The sequence below is a fragment of the Nocardiopsis mwathae genome (assembly GCF_014201195.1).
GTDB lineage: Bacteria > Actinomycetota > Actinomycetes > Streptosporangiales > Streptosporangiaceae > Nocardiopsis_C > Nocardiopsis_C mwathae.
Window position 1 is genome coordinate 2,334,423 of sequence record NZ_JACHDS010000001.1, and the last position, 19,037, is coordinate 2,353,459.

12 protein-coding genes and 2 pseudogenes are annotated in these 19,037 nt (G+C 72.7%); 3 read left to right on the forward strand and 11 right to left on the reverse strand.

What is annotated here, in order from left to right; translation table 11 throughout:
• Positions 1-80: 80 nt before the first annotated feature.
• The 7 genes and pseudogenes from HNR23_RS09780 to HNR23_RS09810 all read right to left on the reverse strand — a co-directional run bounded on the left by HNR23_RS09780 (position 81) and on the right by HNR23_RS09810 (position 11,809).
• Positions 81-4,310: a DUF11 domain-containing protein gene (locus HNR23_RS09780; protein WP_184075178.1), complete on the reverse strand. Its 4,230-nt coding sequence runs from the start codon at positions 4,308-4,310 to the stop codon at positions 81-83.
• Between the two features lie 223 nt (positions 4,311-4,533).
• A pseudogene (gene xylA / locus HNR23_RS09785) lies at positions 4,534-5,535 on the reverse strand (xylose isomerase); the annotation flags it as partial.
• 99 nt (positions 5,536-5,634) lie between these two features.
• The gene (locus HNR23_RS09790; protein ID WP_184075182.1) at positions 5,635-6,864 is read right to left on the reverse strand and encodes an RNA-guided endonuclease InsQ/TnpB family protein; all 1,230 of its coding nucleotides are present in this window, start codon (positions 6,862-6,864) and stop codon (positions 5,635-5,637) included.
• A gap of 154 nt (positions 6,865-7,018) precedes the next feature.
• A pseudogene (locus HNR23_RS09795) lies at positions 7,019-7,177 on the reverse strand (xylose isomerase); the annotation flags it as partial.
• Between the two features lie 69 nt (positions 7,178-7,246).
• Positions 7,247-8,644 (reverse strand): xylulokinase, encoded by a 1,398-nt coding sequence (gene xylB / locus HNR23_RS09800; RefSeq protein ID WP_184075184.1) that lies wholly within the window; start codon positions 8,642-8,644, stop codon positions 7,247-7,249.
• A gap of 440 nt (positions 8,645-9,084) precedes the next feature.
• Positions 9,085-9,987: a homocysteine S-methyltransferase gene (mmuM, locus tag HNR23_RS09805; protein ID WP_184075186.1), complete on the reverse strand. Its 903-nt coding sequence runs from the start codon at positions 9,985-9,987 to the stop codon at positions 9,085-9,087.
• Between the two features lie 10 nt (positions 9,988-9,997).
• Positions 9,998-11,809: an FAD-dependent oxidoreductase gene (locus tag HNR23_RS09810; protein ID WP_184075188.1), complete on the reverse strand. Its 1,812-nt coding sequence runs from the start codon at positions 11,807-11,809 to the stop codon at positions 9,998-10,000.
• 195 nt (positions 11,810-12,004) lie between these two features.
• On the opposite strand from HNR23_RS09810, the gene HNR23_RS09815 reads away from it, so the two are divergent.
• A complete protein-coding gene (locus tag HNR23_RS09815) occupies positions 12,005-12,436 on the forward strand; it encodes a winged helix-turn-helix transcriptional regulator (protein ID WP_184075190.1) in 432 nt (143 codons plus the stop codon).
• Between the two features lie 175 nt (positions 12,437-12,611).
• Complete coding sequence (locus tag HNR23_RS09820) at positions 12,612-13,895, forward strand: pyroglutamyl peptidase (protein ID WP_394353760.1); 1,284 nt, start codon at positions 12,612-12,614, stop codon at positions 13,893-13,895.
• 79 nt (positions 13,896-13,974) lie between these two features.
• Here HNR23_RS09820 and HNR23_RS09825 read toward each other — a convergent pair whose 3' ends face one another.
• From HNR23_RS09825 to HNR23_RS09840, 4 genes are all read right to left on the reverse strand, one after another.
• Positions 13,975-14,625: an NAD(P)-dependent oxidoreductase gene (locus HNR23_RS09825; RefSeq protein ID WP_184075194.1), complete on the reverse strand. Its 651-nt coding sequence runs from the start codon at positions 14,623-14,625 to the stop codon at positions 13,975-13,977.
• Between the two features lie 151 nt (positions 14,626-14,776).
• Positions 14,777-15,661: an ABC transporter permease gene (locus HNR23_RS09830; protein WP_184080137.1), complete on the reverse strand. Its 885-nt coding sequence runs from the start codon at positions 15,659-15,661 to the stop codon at positions 14,777-14,779.
• Between the two features lie 25 nt (positions 15,662-15,686).
• Positions 15,687-16,457 carry an ABC transporter ATP-binding protein gene (locus tag HNR23_RS09835; RefSeq protein ID WP_184075196.1) on the reverse strand — a complete coding sequence of 257 codons (771 nt, stop codon included), beginning with the start codon at positions 16,455-16,457 and terminating at the stop codon, positions 15,687-15,689.
• Between the two features lie 3 nt (positions 16,458-16,460).
• Positions 16,461-17,513 carry an ABC transporter substrate-binding protein gene (locus HNR23_RS09840; protein WP_184075198.1) on the reverse strand — a complete coding sequence of 351 codons (1,053 nt, stop codon included), beginning with the start codon at positions 17,511-17,513 and terminating at the stop codon, positions 16,461-16,463.
• A gap of 293 nt (positions 17,514-17,806) precedes the next feature.
• On the opposite strand from HNR23_RS09840, the gene HNR23_RS09845 reads away from it, so the two are divergent.
• Positions 17,807-19,036, forward strand: a complete 1,230-nt coding sequence (locus HNR23_RS09845; RefSeq protein WP_184075200.1) for a styrene monooxygenase/indole monooxygenase family protein — start codon at positions 17,807-17,809, stop codon at positions 19,034-19,036.
• Position 19,037 lies beyond the last annotated feature (1 nt).

A 19,037-nucleotide genomic window follows, 5' to 3' on the forward strand; every position in this document is an offset into this window, starting at 1 on the left:
ACGAACAGTAAGTGTTCGGATTCGTTGAGTGATTACGACGTCGGCGGGGCGGGATCCCGCCCCGCCGACGTCGGCGGTGGTCAGACCGCTGCGGCCCTCGCCGATATAACCGTCGTGTGGAACTGGTCCGTGGTCTTCTCGTCGCTGCGGCCGTTGACGACGAGGCCGGTCGTGACGGTGATCCGACCGGCGATGTCGTCGGTGAACGCGTTGAAGGCGATCGGGTGGGCCTCCCCGGGCGCCACCGGCCGATCGGGCTTCCACGTGACGGTGGTGGCCGCGTTCGCGCGGGTCACCCTGGCGCCGACGACCTGGTCGGGCGGCACCGTCACGGCGGCCTTGTCACCGCGGACGACGACGGTGAACTCGACGTCGGCGACCGACGGACCGTCGTTCTCCAGCATCCAGGCGTAGGTCACCGGGTCGCCCGCGGTGCAGGATGCGGGCGCGCTGGTGACGATCGCCTTCTCGACGGTCTCCCGCACCACCTTCACCTGCCCGGGCGCCTCGTTGCAGGCATCGGGGTCCTTCCCGGTCACCACCGCCTTCGGGGCGCGCGGACCTACGGCTGCATCGGCCGCGACATCCACGTTCAGCACGACCAGCGCGTCCGATCCGCCACCGAGTGGCCCGACGGGAATCAGCCACGCCCGGGGGGCCTGACTCTCGGTGATCCTGGCGGGGATCGCGTCGACCGTGGCGCCGCGCGGGACGAACCCGTCGATGACGGGTACCGCGAGCGTCACCTCGGCGCAGCTCGACGGCCCTTCGTTGCTGATCTCCCACACGAGGCTGACGCTGCCGCCCGCGCACGCCGGGTCGGGGTGGGAGAGCCGCATACCGATCCCGAGGGCGGCCTTTCGCTCGACGGTCAGCGTTTCACACACCGCGGGTGTGTCGCGCGGGGCGCCGTCCCAGACGGGTGTGGCGGTGAAGGTGAGATCGCGGGCCGCCAGGTCGTCGGCGACCGCGTAGGTCGCCTTGATCGTGATCGGGGCCGACGGGGTCACATCGACGGGCACCAGGGGGTTGCGTTCCCCGGCCGGGACGGCGACCGCGTGGCCGTTCACGGTGATCGCGGTGACCTGCGCCCCGTCCGGGACGCCGAGCCGGACGGCGGCACCGTGCGGCCGGCCGTGCCCAAAGAGCACGGTCGACCAGGCCAGGGTGGCCGAACCGCCGGCGGTGACCGACTCCGGGTTGCCGTCGACCGGGGCCACCTTCACGACCGCGTCCGAGACGGCCACGACCGCCGACGTCCCGCTCGTCAGCGCCTTGCCGTCCTCCTTGCCGTCCTCCTTGACGTCGGCCTTGACCGCCACCGGCCCGGCGTCCTGCGCGACGAGCACCCCGGTGAGGGTGATCGTGGCCTCGTTCCCCTCGCCGGGCGGCAGCGAGTCGATGGTCACCGTGCCGTCCGCCACCTTCCCCTTAGTGGTGGTCAGGTTCATGCCGTCGATCGTGTCGGGCACGTCGAAGTCGACCGTGACCTTGCGCGCCACGGAGACGCCGGTGTTGCCGACGGCCCAGGTGAACGTGGCCTGCTGCCCGATGGTGACCTTCGTTCCGGTGGATCCGGTGATTCCCAGTACGGACCGCTCGATGATGTCGGCGGTGGGCTTGGTCGCCGATCGCGCCTGACCGGCGTTGCCGGCCGTCGCCTCCGCCTGAACGGGTCCCAGTTTTCCGCCGCTCTGGTCGGCGTCGACGTCGAAGACGGCGATGACGCTCGTCGCCCGCTTGGGCCGGAGCCGGCCCGGCTTCCAGGTCAGTTTTCCGCCCGCGGCGGTGGCCGTGGGCGCGGACTCGGAGAACGTCGCCTGCGCGGTGGGCAGGAGCGGCATCGTCAGCCGGATGTCCTCCGCCTCGACCGCACCGGTGTTGCGCACCGTCCAGAGGTAGGTGGCCTTCCCTCCGGCGGTGACCGTGCCGAGGATCCTGCCGTCGACGCCCAGCGTGGTCCGTACCGCCGCGGTGGCCTCGGCCCGGACCGGCGAGGGGTCGGCGTCGGCCGCGGCGACCTCGGCGGACGCGGTGAGGTCCTTGGTCGCGCTCTTGGTGACCGCCCCCTTCATCCTGAGGGTCATCGAGCCCTTCGCCTTGATGTCGGCGAGTTCGGCGGTGAGCTGGTTCTTCCCCTTCTTCGTCACCGCCAGGGCCGTCCCGTTCACGGTGACGGTCGGCTTGTCGAGCCCCTTGGGCACGGTGACGGTGAGCTTGGGCCGCCGGGCAGTGGACGGCCCGCCGTTGGTGAGCTTCCACTCGAAGGTGACGTCTTCGCCGACGCCGACCTGGGCGGGTGTGGCCTTGCCGCCGGGCAGCCGCAGTTTCACCACGTGCCGGGGCCGCAGGTTGAGCGTGTAGAGGCCGGGGGCGACCACGTTGGAAGCGGTGGCGATCCCGGCCACAGGGATCGCGGCGGGCGGGTCATCGTCCACCACCGCCGTGATCTTGACCTCGGCGCTCTGGCCCTTGCCCAGGGAGCCCGGGCGGTAGAGCACCTCGCGCCGACCGAGTCTGGTCGCCGTTCCCTTGGTCGCTTCGGCCTTCTTCACGGTGAGGCCCAGGGGTGCGGTGATGGTCGCGGAGACGGGGGCCCTGGTCTCGTTGCTCCCGGTGTTCTTCACCGTCCAGGTCATGGTGATCTGGGCACCGGCCTTGGGCGGGGCGGTGCCGGACCGCCCCTCCAGACCGAGAGTGGTCAGCTTGGTCTTCCGCCGCCGGTTGCGGCGGTTCTTGCGCATGCCGCGAATCGGGTTGCCCATCCCTCCACCGGGGAGGACGCGGAAGAGCCACACGAACAGTCCGGCGATCAGGGCGCCGAGGATCGCCCCCCAGAGGGCCCCGTCCCTGGAGGAGTCCCACTTGCTGCCGCCGTCCTGCTCGGAGGCGACGTCGGCCCAGGCGTCCAGAGGAGCGGCCGGGTCGGCGATATTGGCGGCGGTGACGGTGGCGGTCGCGGTCAGCTTGCCCGAGGCGTCCTTGTCGACCACCGTCATCAGGGGAACGGTCTCACCGTCCTCCTCGGGGTCGAGGTCGGCCGCCTTGAACCGGTAGGTGTTGTCGCCGACCTTGACGATCGCCTTCTCGTCCAGCGCCTCTTTGTACTTGGGGTGCAGACTGACCTTGTCGGGCAGTTCCACGGTCACCTCGATGCCGGTGGCCTTGGTCGGTCCGGCGTTGTCCACGCGCCAGGAGAAGCCCAGGTCGCCGCCGGGCTGCACCTTGGCCGGGAACGCGTAGCCCTCCTGCAGGGTGACCTCGGCATCGGTCGCCGGGCCGATGGCCATCGCGCAGGCGTCACGGCAGCCGAACAGCCGCTGCACCGGCGCCTCGAAGCCGATCTTCTGGCAGAGGTAGCGGTTCCGCTGGATGACGGTCGGGCCCGGGAAGACCTTGTCGATCTCCTCCCAGATGCTGCCGCTGGGGTACCCCCACGCCAGGGCGGACCCGTCCGGCCGGGCGAGGAAGGCCCAGTAGCCTGCGGCGATTCCGACGTTCCCGGGCTCTGTGGGTGACTCCCAACCACCGGGAGGAGGAGCGACGGCCCGGCCCCGCCTGATCCCGGAACCGTCGAAACCCCACGCGAACGCCTCCCCGCTCTCGGTCAGCGCCATCGCCATCCGGGCGACCGCCGATACCGCCGTCACCTGCGCCGCCTCCAGCGCTTTCGGCGGCCGGATCGGCTCGTCGTCGGGGTCCTTCGTCCAGGCGACGAGCCGGTTCTTCGAGGTGCGGATGAGGGCGTAGCCGATCCCGGCGGCGATCTCGACGGCGCGTTCGCCGGCGACCGGTGTGAACAGCACGCGCTCGTGGCCGCGCCCCTCCCAGTCACCCCACCAGTGCACGGCCCCGTCGACGATCGCCACGATGTCGTCGACCCCGGCGGCCACAGCGGACGCTTTGCGGTTCCTGATCGCCTCGGGCATGGCCCGGTCGAGCATGGCGACGACGTCCGCTCGGCCCCACGGCACGATCTGCCCCGTGGCGAGCAGAGCGACGGAGAAGGGACCGCCGCCGCAGCTGATCGCGACCACCTTCCCCTGGTGCTCGTCGGGAAACTCCTTGACGATCTGCCCGTACCACTCGATCACGGTTCCGTGCCGCAGCGCGGCCATGTACCCGAGCTCGCCTCGGACAACGGTTTCGACTCCGCCGTGGGTGACCTCCCGGGGCACCCACAGCGTGCCCCACCCGCGCATCATGACCCGCCCCGTGCGCAGGGGACGTACCTCGTCGCGCTGCTCGGCCTCCAGGTCGAGCTCGCCGCGCGGGCCGGGAATCGCATACATGGTCTGAACGGTCTTCACGCTGATCCTCCGCAGAACGGCCGCTTCCGCAGCCCGCGGAAACGGCACACCTGATGTGACCGCGCCGGATGGCACCTCCCCGCCGCGCGCGGCCCACAAACGCCGCTTGCGGGGAGATGCGCCGCGCATGCGCATGCCTTTACGCAGTGGCGGCCGGGGTCGGCCGAAGGCCGAGAGGGGGCACAGGCACGCACGGGTCGGGTGGGTCGACGCCCGCCGCAGGTCACCGCACCCCGAGGAGGTGCTCCAGGGCGAGCTGATCGAGGCGTTCGAAGTGGTAGCCGCGGGCTCCGGCCTCGTCGAGGTCGAGGTCCTCGGCCAGCAGGTCGGCGACCGACTCGCCCGGCGCCAGGGTCGGCCGGGCCAGCTCGCCGACACCGGAGGCCTCCAGGGCGGCCGCGACCTCCGGGTCCGCGCGGAAGGCGGCGGCCTTCTCCCTGAGGATCAGGTAGTTGCGCATGCACGCGGCGGCCGACACCCACACACCGCCGGTGTCCTCGGTGCGCTGCGGCTTGAAGTCGAAGTGCCGCGGGCCGTCGTAGCCCGCCCGTTCCAACAGGTCGACCAGGAAGAACGCCTCCTTCACGTCGCCCGCGCCGAAGCGCAGGTCCTGGTCGTACTTGACGCCGCGCTGCCCGTTGAGGTCGATGTGGAAGAGCTTGCCGTGCCACAGGGCCTGCGCGACGCCGTGGGTGACGTTCAGCCCGGCCATCTGCTCGTGGCCGACCTCCGGGTTGACGCCCACCATCTCGGGGTGCTCCAGCTCGGCGATGAACGCCAGGGCGTGGCCGACGGTCGGCAGCAGCACGTCGCCGCGCGGCTCGTTGGGCTTGGGCTCGATGGCGAAGCGCAGGTCGTAGCCGCGCTCGCGGACATAGCCGCACAAAAGGTCGAAGGCCTCGCGCAGCCGGTCCAGCGCCGCGCCGACGTCCTTGCCCGCCTCGGTCTCCGCTCCGTCCTGTCCGCCCCAGCACACATAGGTCCGCGCCCCCATCTCCGCGGCGAGGTCGATGTTGCGGACGACTTTGCGCAGCGCGTAGCGGCGCACCTCGCGGCGGTTGGAGGTGAAGCCGCCGTCACGGAAGACGGGGTGGGAGAAGAGGTCGGTGGTCATCATGGGCACGACCAGGCCGGTGGCGTCCAGCGCGGCGCGGAAGCGCCTGACGATGCCGTCCCGGGCGGCAGGCGGCGACCCGGCCGGCACGAGGTCGTCGTCGTGGAAGTTGAAGGCTCCCCCGCCTGAAGGCGGGGGATTCCCGCCCGGCCTGGCGGCCGGTCGCCCCCTGGCGGGGCGCCTTTCATGGCGTGCGTGGGGATTCATGGCTCAGGCCGCCACCCGGGGCAGCGCCCCGCGTGGTCTTGCACCCTCAGCGCCATCCGGGTTCCAACCCGCCCGGACCAGCATCACCCGTGCGGAGTTCTTGTCCCGGGGGGACACGGCCCCGCACGCGGTGCACGCGTAGGTTCTCTCGGACAACGGGAGTGCGTGCTTGGCTCTCGCTCCGCACTGCGCGCAGTCCATGGTGGTGTGCGCGGGATGCACCAGCCGCACATCGCGCCCGTGCTTGCGGCCCATCTCCACCAGGGCCGCCTTGACCGCGCCGATCGCCGCGTCGGCGGCCTTGCGCGCCATGGTGGACTTGGCCAGGAACTTCGGCCGGAAGTCCTCCACCGCTACCCGGTCGTGGTCGCGCACAACGCGCTTGGCCCACTTGCGGGCGGTGTCGGTCCGCTGCCGGGCGACCCTCTTATGCAGCTTCGCCGTCTGCCGCTTGGCCTTCCGGTAGCCCTTCGAGGCGGCCCTGCCCTTCGGTGGCCTACGCCGGGCCATCATCCGCTGATACCGCGCGAGTTCGGCAGCTGCCCTCTTACCGTGCCCGGCGTGGGCAAGGTCGTGGGCATCGGACGTGGTGGTCGCGGTTTGGCCGACACCCCAATCGATGCCGATCGCCCGCCCGGTCGCGGGCAGCGGCTCGGACCCGGCGGGCACGACGAACGACGCGTACCAGTGCCCGACGCTGTCGCGGTACACGCGCACGCTGGACGCCTCGCCGGGAAGGCCACGCGACCACACCGGGCGCACACTGATCCCTCCGGCCAGCACCAGCAGGCCGTCTCGGAGACGGAATCCGCGCCGCGAGTAGTTCAGGGACGGGTCCGCCAGGTCTTTCTTCTTGAACCGGGGCATGCCCGCACGCCGGCGCACGGGCAGCCGGTCCTTGATGTCCTTCAACGCCTTGGCCCGGGAACGGGCGAAGTCCCGGACGGTCTGCTGCTGTGGGACGGATGCGCCCTTACCCAGCCACGCCTTGGACGACCGCCACCCGGTCAACATCCGGTCGAGCTTCCCGGGCCCGCACGTCCGCTTGTCCGCACCCTCGGGAAGGTCCCGGTTGCGGGCATGGGCGGACCGGGATTCAGCGACGCACTGGTTCCACACCCAGCGGCACCGCCCCCACTCGGCGAGGAGGGAACGCCGCGCGGTTGCCGACAGGCGCAAACGGTAGGTGTACCGGGCGTTCCCGGTGTCTTCCGTGCGCTCAGTCGTGGGCATGTCCGCGAATCTAACGGGAGGGTGCGACAGTTGCGGAATCGCTGTGGTGTGGCGGCGCCGGACCGCCGAGCGGCGGTTCGGCTTTCCCTGTCCCGCTGCGCGGGGAACCGGATTCCTTCCCGGCCTTCAGGCCGGGGCATCCTCCGGGAGGATCGGTGACGCCGTAGGCCCCGAGGTCGGCCAGCCGGTGCACCGCCTCCACGGCGTCGAGTGGCGGCCGCACGGGGCGGCCGAAGGTGGTCGCGCCGCGCCACCCGACCGTCCACAGGCCGAAGCTGAACCTGTCCTGGGGCGTGGGCCGGTGGTCGGTCATGGGTCGGGGGCCCCCTGTCTCCTCGTGTCGGCGGGTGCAGGACGGCTCGGCCGGGCGCCGCGGCGGTGCTCAGGCGGACGCCGAGCGCATCGCCTCGCGCGCCGCCGCGTACCGTTCGCGGACCTCGGGGACCGGGTCGGCCGCGTGGTCCGTGGCAGGACGGGGCTCCCAGGCGGGCGGCGCCTGGGTCAGCGCCCGGGCCGCCTGCCACGCGGCGCCGTCGGCGACGTACTCGCCCGGTTCGGGCACGGTGACGGTGCGGCCGAAGACCTGCGGGGCGATCTCCCGGACGGCGCGGGAGCGCGCCCCGCCGCCGATGAGCAGGATCCGGCCGACCGGGACCCCTTGCGCGGCCAGCGCGTCGACCGCGTCGGCCAGCCCGCACAGCATTCCCTCGACGACGGCGCGTGCGATGTTCTCCGGGGAGAGGTTGGCGCGGGTCATACCGTCGATGCGGCCGGTCGCGTCGGGGAGGTTGGGGGTGCGCTCGCCGTCCAGGTAGGGCAGGAAGGTCAGGCCCGCGGCGCCGGCGGGGGCGGATCGCGCCAGGGCGTCGAACTCCTCCAAGGCGACTCCGAGCATCCCGGCTCCGGCGCTCAGCGCGCGGGCGGCGTTCAGCGTGCAGACCAGCGGCAGGAAGTTCCCGGTGGCGTCGGCGAACCCGGCGACCTGGCCGGAGGGGTCGGCGGTGGGGGTGTCGGTGGCGGCGAAGGCGGTGCCCGAGGTGCCCAGGGAGACGACGACGTCGCCGGGCCGCAGGTCGAGGCCGAGGGCGGCGGCCATGTTGTCGCCGGTGCCGGCCGATACGACGTCGATCGGCGGGAGCCCGGGGACGGCCGCACCGGGCAGGGCCTCGAACGGGGCGGCGACGCGGGGGGTGCCCACCTCGCGCCCGAAGGCGAGGCGGAGCAGGTCGCGGCAGTACTCGCCGCGGCCGGGCGCGAAGTAGCCGGTTCCCGACGCGTCGCCGCGGTCGGTGACGGCCTCCCCGCCGCCGGTGAGCCGCCAGGTCAGCCAGTCGTGCGGGAGCAGGACCCGGTCGACGCGCCGGCTGTTGCCGGGCTCGTGTTCGGCGAGCCAGCGCAGCTTCGACACGGTCAGGCTGGCCACCGGGACGGTGCCCACGGCGTCGGCCCAGGCTTTGGCTCCGCCGAGCTCGCCGACGAGGTCGGCGGCGGCCCCGGCCGAACGGGTGTCGTTCCACAGCAGTGCGGGGCGCACGACGTGTCCGTCGGCGTCCAGGGCCACCATGCCGTGCTGCTGGGCGCCGACGCCGATGGCGGAGACGCCGTCGAGCAGGCCGCCCTCGACGGTGCCGAGCAGGGCGGTCCACCAGTGCCGGGGGTCGATCTCCGTTCCCTCGGGGTGCGCCGCCCGCCCCTGCCGGACCAGGGCTCCGGTGTCGGTCCGGCGCACCACGACCTTGGTCCCCTGGGTGGAGGAGTCCACCCCTGCGACGAGCGTCATTCGCCCTCCCTGCCTGCGTATTCTCGGTGGCCATCCGCCATGTGCGGTGATTAGTTTGGACGCTCGACCAACTGCGCGTCAATCGGGGCGGCCCCGGCCGTGCCCGTCGTCGGCGCCGTCGCGGCGGGACGGCGGTCACCTCACGTGTTTCGATCCTGATCGAAAAGTGTTGACCTGTCCATGTCCGCACCCCCACGATCGGTCGCACGGGGGCACGCTCCGCGATCGGAGCGGGTGGCATCGGGCGGCGCCGACATCGGGGGTGACGTCGGCTCCGCAGAGCCCGCCCCGGCCGGCCGCCGTCGGCGGCCGGCCGGGGCGGGTCCGCAGGTCGGCACAGCGGTCCGCGGACCCGGTCCCTCGCACCGGGCGCGGGGCCGCCGTGCCCGCGCGCCCCGAGGGGGAGGAGGAGGCGTGACCGCACCACACCGAGGAGCGCGCTACGCGCCGGTCCCGCGGACACGGCGGCGGATCTGCCGGATGTGCTCGGGCGTCGTGCGGCAGCAGCCGCCGATGAGCCGGGCGCCCGCGTCGCGCCAGCCGAGCGCCGCGGCACCGAAGGACACCGGGTCGGACGAGCCGGCCCAGCGACGGTTGCGCGCGTCCCACGACTCCCCCGAGTTGGGGTAGGCGACCACCGGCGCGCCGCCGGTCGCCGCCGCGCGGACCAGCGAGGGGATGTGGCGCGGCGCGGTGCAGTTGGCACCGACCGCGACCACCTGGTCGAGGCCGGAGAAGAGCGCGGCGCAGTCGGCCAGCGGGGTGCCGTCGCTGATGTGCGCGCCGTCGCGGCAGGAGAAGCTCACCCACACCCGGACGTGCGGGGTCTCGGCGAGCAGGCGGGCGAGGGCGCGCGCCTCGGCATAGGAGGGGACGGTCTCGCAGGCCAGCAGGTCGGCTCCGGAGTCGGCGAGGATATGCCACCGCTCGCGGTGCCAGGCGGCCAGGCCGTCCTCTCCGAGGTCGTAGGCGCCGGTGTACTCGGAGCCGTCGGCCAGCGATGCGCCGTAGGGGCCGACGCTGGCGGCCACCAGGCCGCCGCCGTGCTCGTCGCGGGCCTCGGCGGCCAGCGCCACCGAGCGGCGGAGCAGGTCGGCGGCCTCGCGCGCGCTCAGCCCGCGCCGGGTGAGGGCGGGCAGGCTCGCCTGGTAGCCGGCGGTGGTGGCGACGTCGGCGCCCGCCGAGAAGAAGTCCCGGTGCGCCCGCCGGATCAGGTCGGGGCCGTCCAGGAGCAGGCGGGCCGACCACAGCTCGTCGCCCAGGTCGCAGCCGAGCGCCTCCAGCCGCGTGGCCAGCCCCCCGTCGAGGACGAGGACGTCGTGTTCCCCCAGAGGTGTGCCCACACCCTCGACCCTAGCCGCCGGCCCGTGCGCGCCCTCCGCCCCCGGAACCGGCGGGGCGCCGGCGGCCCTGGGGCCGCTCCCAGCCCAGCAGGCGGCGCAGCGCGCCGGTGAGCAGCCCGGCGGCGTCCTCGGTGGCCCGCGGGTGGCGGAAGGCCACGTGGTTGTCGGGGCGGACGAGCAGGACGCCGGAGTCGCCGATGCCGCGTGTCCGCGCCCAGTCGCCGTAGGGGTCCTCATAGTCGCGGCCGGGTCCGATGACCGCGGTGGCGATGTCCAGGCCGAACTCCTTCTCGGCCATGCGTACGGCGTCGGTCCAGCACTCGCCGCCGATGCCGGTGATGAGGGTGAACCGGCCCCGCCCGCCCAGGTCCAGGGTGGACAGGTCGCGCGCGCCCGCGGTGAGCCAGGCGTGCGGGAGCTTGGCGCCGGGGCGGGTGGTGGGCCGGTAGTGCAGCTCGGGGTCGCGCTCGAAGCCGGGGTCGGGGGTGCCGTCGGGGATGACGGCGGAGGAGGTGTAGCGGTGGTTGAGGTCGACGCCGTGCGCGTTGAACTCGTACACCTTGGCCGCGATCGCCTCGCGCAGCCGTGCCCGCTGTTCGGCGGCCTGGGGGGTGGCCGACTTGCGGTCGGCGATGTTGCGGCGCAGCTGCTCGGGCGTCTGCGGCCGCAGGCCGTCCAGGGCCTCGAAGATGGGGGCGGTCTCGCCGATGGACTTGTTGGCGCGCTCGACGACCTGGCGGCCGATGGGCGCGCGCTCGGCGTCGTAGCTGTCGAGCAGGGACGGCGCTGCGACCCCCTCCAGGACCAGCTTGAGCTTCCAGGCCAGGTTGTAGGAGTCCTGGATGGAGGTGTTGGAGCCCAGGCCGTTGGACGGCGGGTGGCGGTGGACGGCGTCGCCCGCGCAGAAGACGCGCCCGGAGGAGTAGCGCTCGGCGTACATCTCGTTGACGGTCCAGGCGGAGGTCGAGGTGATGGAGACCGGGAGGTCGTCGTCTCCGACCAGCCTGCGCACGACCGACCGGGCGTAGTCCTCGGTGAGGTCCGGGGGCGCGCCCTGGACGTCATAGCCCCACACGATCAGCCACTCGTCCCACGGGCGCACGCAGCGCACCAACCCGGCCCCGATGCCTCCGACGGTGGCGCCGGGCGCCAGGACCCAGTAGAGGGTGCTGGGGCGGTGCGCGACGTACTTCGACAGGTCCGCCCGGAACACGATGTTGATGCTGCCCGCGACGCCCATCCGGCCGCGCATCGGCAGCCCGGCGTGCCGGGCGACCAGGCTGCGGCCGCCGTCGGCGCCGATGAGGTACCTGGCGCGGATGCGGTAGGTGTCGTCGCGCAGGCGGTCGAAGACGGTGGCCGTGACGCCCTGGGCGTCCTGTTCGAAGGACGTGTAGACGGTGTCGAAGCGCAGCCGCGTCCCGCGCTCGACGGCGGCGTTGACCAGCACCGGTTCGAGCAGGTGCTGCGGCATGTCGCACATCCGGGTGGGGCTGGCCAGCTCGTGCTCGGCCTGGACGAGCGGATCGTTGCCCCAGGAGCGCACCCGGCCGAGTTCCTCGCCGGCGAGGGAGGTGCAGAACACCGTGTTGCCCATGAGGTGCTGCGGCGTGGCCTTGGCGGCCACGTCCTGCTCCACGCCGAGGTCGCGCAGCACCTCCATGGTCCGCTGGTTGGTGATGTGCGCCCGGGGGGTGTCGGCCAGCCGCCCGTAACGGGTCACCAGGATGTTGTCGACTCCGTAGGTGCTCAGAGCGAGGGCGGCACTGGCGCCCGCCGGTCCGCTACCCACGATCAACACATCGGTTTCGACCGTTGCCATCGGGTACTCCTCGGGAGTTCCAGCGGCGGGCGATCGGGCCGCCGCAGGGGGGTCGTGATTCGGTCGCAGACGATTATCGGATACCGGATACGCCCGATATCGCCACGCTCCGCTACCGTAGTCCACAGGCGGAAAGCACGCACCGCCGGTAAGCGCCGTGAAGACGAAAGTGCAGGTGCGAGGTAGGGTGAGGACATGAGCGAAAGCGCCGCGCACCCGTCCACGCCGATCACCGGACCGACCGACTCCGGCGACGCCTTCGGCGATCTGGCCTTCGACGTGTTCGCGAAGCGCTGCCCCTCGCGCACCGCACTGGAGAACATCACCGGCCGCTGGGGCGTGCTGGTGCTGGCCGCGCTCAAGGACGGCCCCTACCGGTTCAACGCCCTGCGCAGGCGGGTGGACGGCGTCAGCGAGAAGATGCTCTCCCAGACCCTGCACGCCCTGGAGCGCGACGGTCTGGTCATCCGCGACGTGCAGCAGCAGATCCCGCCGCGCGTGGAGTACCGCCTCACGCCGCTGGGCGCGGACACCGCCGGGAAGCTGCTGGACCTGGTCGGGCTCCTCGAAGGCCGCATGGACGAGGTCCTCGCCGCCCGCTCCGCCTACGACGCCGCGCGCGGCTGAGGCGATCGGGCCTCACGCCACTTCCCCCGGTCTGACCAGCCCTGATACCGCTATCCCTGCCCTGCCGTCCGGCACCGCGCAGGTCGCGTAGTAGCTTCCGGCTCTGGTGATTCGCGCCATATGCGGATCCGAGGCACGGAAGGGACGGCGGAGCCGTATGGGTTTCCTGCGGACGATGGCACGGGTGTCCACGAGCGCGCTGATCGCGCTGCCGGTCGCGGCGGCCGCGCTCCCCGCCCACGCCGATCCGGCGGGTGCCGGAGCCGCCTGCCGGGGCGCCGGTGAGGTCACGGTGGAGGAGGCCCGGCTCGACGGGGCGGTCCCGCAGGAGATCCTGCGACGCTCCGGGTTCGACGGACGCGTCGCCGACTTCGCCGCCGCCCTGTGCGGGGCCCGGAACGCGCAGGCGGCCCAGGCCGTCGTGCGCCACCACGGCTCGCGGCTGTGGCGCGCGGCCGTGGACCGGGTCCAGGGGCACGGCCGGGCCACGGGTGACCTGAGCGCAGGGGACGACCGCCCCCTGTACTGGGCGCGGCTCGGGATGACCGCGGCACTGCGCACATGGGAACCGCACTTCGAGCTCGGCGGCGACCGGCGGGCCGACCTCGTCGCCGCGCTGGAGCGGTGGTCCCGGGGCCACCATGAGATGCGCTTCCCCGCCGACTCCGGCGTCATCCGCGTCGTGGTCACCGGCTTCGACCCGTTCGGGCTGGACAACGACATCCGCCAGGCCAACCCCTCGGGTGCCGCCGCGCTCGCCCTGGACGGCACGACGATCGAGACCGACGCGGGCACCGCACTCGTCCGGACCGCGATGTTCCCCGTGCGGTGGCGCGACTTCACCGACGGCATGGTCGAGCAGGCCCTGCTCCCCCACTACACCGGCGACCGTCCGGCCGACGTGGCGGTCACCGTCAGCCAGGGCCGCGACGGGCGATTCGACCTGGAGGCCTACAACGGCGCATGGCGCGGCGGCGGCGCCGACAACGAGATGACCGGAACCGCCGAGCAGGTGCCGGTGCCCGACGGCGTGCCCACCGTCGAACCGCAACCGCAGTGGAGCGAGTCCACCCTGCCCCACCGAGCGATCGCCGCCGCCGCGACCGGCCCCTTCCCCGTCTTCGACAACACCGAGGTGACGGAGATCCCCGCAGGGCGGACCGAGCCGGTCGTCCGCCCCGACGGCCCCACTCCGGGTTCCCGGGCGGTCCGGGGCGGCGGCGGGGACTACCTCTCCAACGAGATCGCCTACCGCAACACGCTGCTGCGCGACGCCACCGGCCGCGACATCCCGGCCGGGCACGTGCACACCCCGATCCTGCGCTTCGGGCCGCACAACGCCGGAGCCGTCACCGACCCGGTGTTCGAGCGCGACCGGACGCGCATCGTCGAGCAGGTGGACGCGATCGTCGCCGAGGCGGTCGCGCACCGGCGGCCGCAGGACTCCGCGCAGTCGTAGGTACGGAGCGGGCGTGCGCCGCGGGGGTCGCACCCCCGCGGCGCACGCCCGCTCCGTCCGTGTTCCGCGCGGTGCGGGCTCAGCGCGCGGCGGTGAAGCGTCCGCCGACGTGGCGGGGCCGCTCGATCTCGTCGACCAGCGCCACCGCGTAGTCCTCGGCGCTGATGTAGCTGGTGCCCCCGCCGTCGACGACGAGCCGCTCGGTGTCCGTGCGGTAGCGGCCGGTGCGCTCGCCCGGCTCGATGGTCCCCGCCGGGCTGAAGCTGGTCCAGCGCACGTCGGTGACGGTGCGCAGGTACTCCAGCGCGTCGCCGTGGGCGTGCATGATCGTGAGCAGCCAGTCCGGCAGGCCGGGGGCGTCCCAGACTCTGGCGCCGGACGCGGTCTGCAGGCTGCCGGCACCGCCGACCGAGATGAGGCGGGGTGCGTCCGCGCCCAGGGCGCGCAGCCCCTCGACGAGCGCGCGGACGGCCGGTTCCACGACCGCCTGGGTCGCGGCGGCGTCGCCGCCGCCGACCGCGCTGACGACGACGTCGGCGCCCTTGGCCGCGGCGGTGACGGAGCCGGGGTCGAGGACGTCTCCGGTGGTGACGGTCAGGGCGTCGTGGGTGCGGTCGAGCCGGGCCGGGTCGCGGACGACGGCGATCACCCGGTGGCCGCGGGCGAGCGCCTCGTCGAGGATGCGGGTGCCGATGGTTCCGGTGGCACCGAAGAGAACGATGGTGGCCATGGTGGAGCTCCTGTGCAGGGTGGTGGACGGGCTGCTGCTGCCATCCCGAGCGTACACTAACTTTTATAAAGTGCCATCATTTGGTTAGTGCACGGTGTGTCGCAGTCCCCCTCCACCACCTGCCGCATCGGCGCCCGTCCGTCACCGCACGTCAGCTCGTGGTCAGCCCCCACCGCTTGCGGATGCTCGCATCCGCCCGGTTGAACAGGACGTCGATGAGGATGCCGATGGCCATCACGATGAGGATGTAGGCCAGCAGCCGGTCGGCGTCGTTCATGGCGCGCGACTGGCTGAGCGCCCACCCGATCGAGTTCTGCTGGTTGATGATGACCAGCAGCTCGCCGGCCATCAGCGACCGCCAGGAGAACGCCCACCCCTGCTTGAGGCCGGAGACGAACATCGGCAGCGCCGCCGGGACGATGAGGATCCGGTAGAGCGCGATCCCGCGCAGGCCCATGACCTGTCCGGCGCGCCGGAGCGTCGGCGGGACGTAGTCGACGCCGTTGGCCAACCCGTTGGCGATGGACGGCGCCGCGCCCAGGACGATGACGAACATGATCGCGGCCTCGCTGATGCCGTAGAGCAGCATGGCGAAGGGGAACCACACGATCGACGGCATCGTCTGCAGGCCGGTGATCAGCGAGCCGATGGCGGTGCGCAGCACCGCGAAGCGGGAGATCAGCAGGCCGACCGCGCTGCCCACGGCGAAGGCGAGGACGAAGCCCGCGACCGCGCGCTCCATGGTGGTGCGCACCGCCTCCCAGAAGGGGGCGGAGGTCACCTCCTCCACAAGGGTGGCCAACACCCTGTCGGGGCCCGGTAGCACGTAGACGGGCCGCCACCCGCTCCACACCACCAGCTGCCAGCCGACCAGCACGATCGCGGCGGCCAGGAGCTTGGGCCAGGTGGCCGACCACAGGCGGGCGGCGAACACCGCGGCGCCGCGCTCCTCCTCCAGCCGCTCGGGGCCCAGTTCGAGGGCGTCGATGCCCCGGACGCGCCGGCCCTCGGCGTCAGCGGCGTCGTCACCGCTCATCGGCTCGGCGCGCACGCGGGTGGGTTCAGCGGGCATGGCGGGCGACCTCCACACGCAGACGGTCGGTGATGGTGGCGGCCTGTTCGGCGATCTCGGCGGAGTCGATGCGGCGCGGGCGCTGCCCGTGCACGGAGAACTCCTCGATGACCCGCCCCGGCCGGCTCGACAGCAGGACGACCCGGTCGCCCAACCGCACGGCCTCGCGGACGTTGTGCGTCACGAACAGCACGGTCAGCCCGCGCTCGCGCCAGATGCGCTCCAGCTCGTCGTGGAGGATGTCGCGGGTCATCGCGTCCAGGGCGCCGAACGGCTCGTCCATCAGCAGCACGTCGGCCTCCTGGGCGAGCGCGCGGGCCAACGCGACCCGCTGGCGCATGCCGCCGGACAGCTCATGCGGGCGCTTGCGGGAGGAGCCGCTCAGCCGGACGAGGTCGAGCAGCTCCTCGACGCGGCGCCGCCGCTCGGCCTTGGCGATACCGTGCACCTTCATCGGCACCTCGATGTTGCCGCCGACGGTCAGCCACGGGAACAGCGCGGACTCCTGGAACATCATCGAGACCCGGTGGCCGTTGACCGAGACCCGGCCGAGCGTGGGCTCATCGAGCCCGGCGACCAGCGAGAGCAGGGTGCTCTTGCCGCACCCCGAGGCCCCGAGGATGGAGACGAACTCCCCCTGGCGCACCGAGATCGACAGGCCGTCGATGGCGGTCAGGGTGTGCTTGCCGCGCCCGAACACCTTGGTCACGTCGTCGATGGAGACCGCGGTGCCGACGGATTCGGCCGTGAGGACACTCATGTGCTAATCGCCTTCCAGTCCGCTGACCCGGTCGTGGCCGGCCTCGGAGAGCAGGTCGTTGAGGATGTCGAGGGAGTAGACGCCATCGAGGTCCACCGGGTCGAGCAGGCCCACGGCCTCGGCGTGCCGGGCGCTGTCCGCCAGGGAGGATGCGACGGGGTCGACGGTGAAGGTGAGGTTGCCGAAGGCCGCGGTGAGGATGTCGTCGTGGAGCGGCCTTCCGCTGAGCCTCTCGAAGTGGTCGCCGACGGCGCGCTGGGCGCTCTGGGGGTCGGCGTTCATCCGGTCCACCGTGGCGATGTGGCCCTGGAGCAGCCGCCGCACGTTGTCGGGGTGCTCGGCGAGGTAGTCGGCGCTCACGATGAGCTGGGTGGTGACGTACTCGCCCCCGGTGTCGGGCCACTGGTCGGCCTCGTCGACCAGGACGTGCCCCCCGCCTTCGAGCACGAGGCGGCTGAGGTAGGGCTCGGGCACCCAGGCGCCGTCGATCCGGTCGGTGAGGAAGGCGTCGACGATCTCGGAGTTCTCCTGCGGGATGATCGCGATGTCGCCGCCGCCCTCGGTGTCGAAGGCCCAGCCCTGACCGGTGGCCCACCAGCGCAGCGCCACGTCCTGGGTGTTGCCGAGCTGGGGGGTGGCCAGGGTCGCGCCCTTGAGGTCGTCGACCGACGTGATGTCGGGACGCACCACCAGCCCGCTGCCGCCGGAGGTGGATCCGGCGATGACCCGCAGGGCGGCGCCCTCGGACTGCTCCCAGCCGTTGATGGAGGGGTTGGGGCCGACGAACGTGGCGTCGACGTCACCGGAGAAGACCGCGTTGATGGCGTCGGGGCCGGCGTTGAAGGTCTGGGTGGAGAACTCGATCCCGTCGCCGAGTGCGTCGGCGTAGATGCCCTCCTCGACGCCGACGAGCGCGGGGGCGTGGGTGACGTTCGGGAAGTAGCCCAGGACCAGGCGGTTCTCCCCGGCGGAGGCGTCTTCACCGCACGCCGTCGCCGTCATCCCGAGGAGGAGGGCGGCCGCGGCGGCCGGTAAGCGGAACCTGCGCATGCTCATGCTGGAGAGCCCCTTGACGTTGCTGACCCTGACTCACGACTGCGGCAAATCCTACTTAAGAAGTAGGATTAATGGAAGTGATCTTGCCCTCTCCACCCGTCCACCGCACCACCCCCGGGCCGCACTGAACAGCACCGACACCCCGCGCCCGCGAGAAGCCCCCCGGGGGCCGAGCCCGACGCCCGCATCCCGGTGCTAGATTCGCCGACGGGTGGCGGGATGTCGCGTTCCTGCCCATTTCCTGTTGATCTTCCGATCGAGCTGTTCCTGAGCTTCCGAGTACGGGTGGACCCATGCGCAGAATCCTCATCGTCGGCGCCGGCCAGTCCGGCCTGCAGATGGCGATCGGGCTGCTGGCGGACGACTACGACGTCACCCTGGTCAGCCTCCACTCTCCCGAGGAGATCCGGGCCGGCCGCGTGCTGTCGACCCAGTGCCTGTTCGGCGCGGCACTGCGCGACGAGCACCGCCACGGGCTCGACACCCACAACGGCGCCGCACCGCCCATCGGCGGCGTGGGCGTGGGCCTGGCCGACGCCAAGGGCGGGCTGAGTGCCGACTGGACCGGGCGGCTGCGCGAACCGGCGCGCTCGGTCGACCAGCGGCTCAAGATGGCCGCGTGGCTGGAAGAGGTCGAGCGCCGCGGCGGGCGCATCCTCATCCACCGCGCCACCGTCGAGGACCTGGACCGCGCCGCCGACTCCTACGACCTGGTGGTCGTGGCCACGGGCCGCGGCGAGCTCGGCGAGCTGTTCGAGCGCGACGGGCAGCGCTCGGAGTTCGCCGCGCCGCAGCGCACCCTCACCGCCGCCTACGTGCACGGCATGGCCGAGCACGCCGCCGGCAGCGTCCTGCGGCGCAATGTCCTACCCGGCGTCGGCGAGATCTTGGTGACGCCCTCCTACACGCTCGGCGGCCCGTGCCACGCCATCACCGTCGAGGCCGTCCCCGGCGGCCCGATGGACACCGCCCCCGGATCGGACGAAGGCGCCGAGGCCATGCTGGCACGCGTCCTGGAGGCGGTGCGCAGACACACGCCCTGGGAGTACGAGCGGTGCCGGGGCGTCGAGCTCACCGACGGGCGCGCCGTGCTGCAGGGCGCCGTCACCCCCGTCGTACGCAAACCGGTCGGGCGGCTGCCCGGCGGCGCGGCGGTGCTCGCGATGGGCGACGCGGTCGTCACCAACGACCCCGTCACCTCGCAGGGCGCCAACAGCGCCGCCCAGTGCGCCAAGGCCTACCGGCGCGCCATCGTCGACCACGGCGACCGCCCGTTCGACGCGGAATTCATGCGCTCGGCGTTCGACGGCCATTGGCAGCACGCGCGACACGTCGTCGCCTGGAGCAAGGTCATGCTCCGGATGCCGCCGCACGTCCAGGAGCTGCTGCAGGCGGCGCAGTACAGCCAGGAGACCGCGGACCGCTTCGCCAACGGGTTCGCCGACCCGGCCGACTTCATCGGCTGGTTCCTCCACCCGAGGCGCGCGTCGGAGTACCTCACGTCGCTGCCCATCTCGGTCTAGC